This window comes from Pseudomonas sp. 58 R 3, from assembly GCF_900006605.1.
Classification (GTDB): domain Bacteria; phylum Pseudomonadota; class Gammaproteobacteria; order Pseudomonadales; family Pseudomonadaceae; genus Aquipseudomonas; species Aquipseudomonas salomonii.
The window spans coordinates 67589-69687 of sequence record NZ_CVTT01000022.1 but is presented as its reverse complement, the minus strand read 5'-3'; the positions used below and the strand labels follow the sequence as shown (position 1 = coordinate 69687).

Genomic DNA, 2099 nt, shown 5'->3' with positions numbered 1-2099 from the left:
TTTTGGCTGGGCCGGCATTCCGGGCGTTTGCCAAAAGTGACCCGCCGTAAGGGCGGAACCCTAAGCCGCCGTTACCGCAGCAACGGATATGTACACCAGCAAACCACCCCACCCCAATCAAACGCTGCCAACAAAAATCAATCCCGCGCCAGCGCCTCAATCGGGTCCAACCGCGCCGCATTCCGTGCCGGCACAAAACCAAACACAATCCCGATCAACGTCGAACACGCAAACGCCGTCACAATCGACCCCACCGAAAACACCATCTCCCACTCCTTCACAAACAGCGAAAACAGATAGCCAATGGCATACGACAACGAAATCCCGATAACCCCGCCGATCAAACACACCATCACCGCCTCCACCAGAAACTGCTGACGAATATCCGACTGCCGCGCCCCCACCGCCATGCGAATCCCGATCTCACGGGTGCGCTCAGTGACCGATACCAGCATGATATTCATCACCCCAATCCCGCCCACAAGCAGCGAAATCACCGCAATCAGCGACAACAGCAGCGCCAGGGAGCGGCTGGTTTTCTGCACCGTCTGCATGATGCTATCAAGGTTATTGGTAAAAAAATCCTTGGTCCCATGCCGCTGCAGCATCAGCTTGTTAACGTTGTCTTCCACCACCTTGCTCGGCTGCCCATCCTTGATACGCACGGTAATGCTGTCCAGATGCCGCTGCCCCAACAAGCGCCCCGCCGCCGTTTCATAAGGCACCCACACGTTCAACGCCTTGCTGGCGGCAAACATGTTTTTATTGTCAGCCGTCACCCCGATCACCGTACACGGCAGTTTGCCGACCAGGATCACCTGCCCCAGCGGGTCCACATTCGGGCCGAACAGACGATGCCGAGTGTTGTGGTCAATCACCACCACCTGCGCCTGACGCCGCGCGTCACTTTCACTGAAGGCAATCCCGGCTTCGAGCTTGAGCCCCTTCACTTTGAAATACCGATCGCTGACGCCGTTCACCTGCGCATCCAGGTCGATATTGCCGAAACGCAGTAACAGGTTACGCCCCACCACCGGCGTGGCGCTGTCGACGTAATACAGCTGGTTCAACGCCTCCACATCCGACGGCATCAATGTCTCGATGGCCGACGCCCGACTGTCCCCAAAACTGGTGCCGGAAAAGATATCGATGGTGTTACTGCCAATCGCCTGGATGTCCTTGAGCACATAACGCTTGGCCCCCTCGCCGATCGCCGAAATCGACACCACCGAGGTGATGCCGATCACGATACCCAGCATGGTCAGCAAGGTGCGCATGCGATGGGAAATCAGCGCGACCCAGGCCATATTGAAGGCTTCCTTGAACAACCCCAGGCTCGCCACCAGACGCCGGGCGCCGCTGCGCTTGGGTTCGATGGGCGCCTCGCTGGGCAACGCCAGGCCCTCACTGTCATTGGCCTTGTCGCTGACGATCTCGCCATCACACACCTCGACAATACGCTGGGCGTTCGCCGCCACCTTGGGGTCGTGGGTGACGATGATCACCGTGTGCCCGGCCGCGTGCAGCTCGGCGAGGATGCGCATCACCTCTTTGCCGCTGTGGGTGTCGAGGGCGCCGGTGGGCTCGTCGGCGAGGATCACTTCACCGCCGTTCATCAACGCCCGGGCAATACTCACGCGCTGTTGCTGGCCCCCGGAAAGCTGGCTCGGGCGGTGGGTGGTGTGCCCCGCCAGGCCCAGGCGCGTGAGCAGGTCGCGCGCGCGGCCGTGCCGTTGGTTCTCGGGCGTACCGGCATAGATCGCCGGCATTTCCACGTTGTGCAAGGCGCTCAAGTGCGCGAGTAAATGGTAGCGCTGGAAGATAAACCCGAAGTAATCACGGCGCAGCTCCGCCAACTGTTCATCACCCAGCGAGCGGGTCTCGATGCCGTTGATCTTGTAGCTGCCGGCGGTGGCGTAGTCCAGGCCGCCGAGGATGTTCATCAAGGTGGATTTGCCCGAACCCGAGGCGCCGATGATCGCGACCATTTCGCCGGCATGAATCGTCAGGTCGATGCCCTTGAGCGCGATGAACTCGCGCTCGCCGGCCATGAAACTGCGGGTAATGCCCTTGAGCTCCAACAGAGGTTGGGTCATGGC

The 2099-nt window shown here is 60.3% G+C and carries 1 protein-coding gene; it reads right to left on the bottom strand.

The features are described 5' to 3' along the window. Positions 1 to 137: 137 nt before the first annotated feature. A complete protein-coding gene (locus tag BFP92_RS02105; protein ID WP_065911437.1) occupies positions 138 to 2096 on the bottom strand; it encodes a MacB family efflux pump subunit in 1959 nt (652 codons plus the stop codon). Positions 2097 to 2099 lie beyond the last annotated feature (3 nt).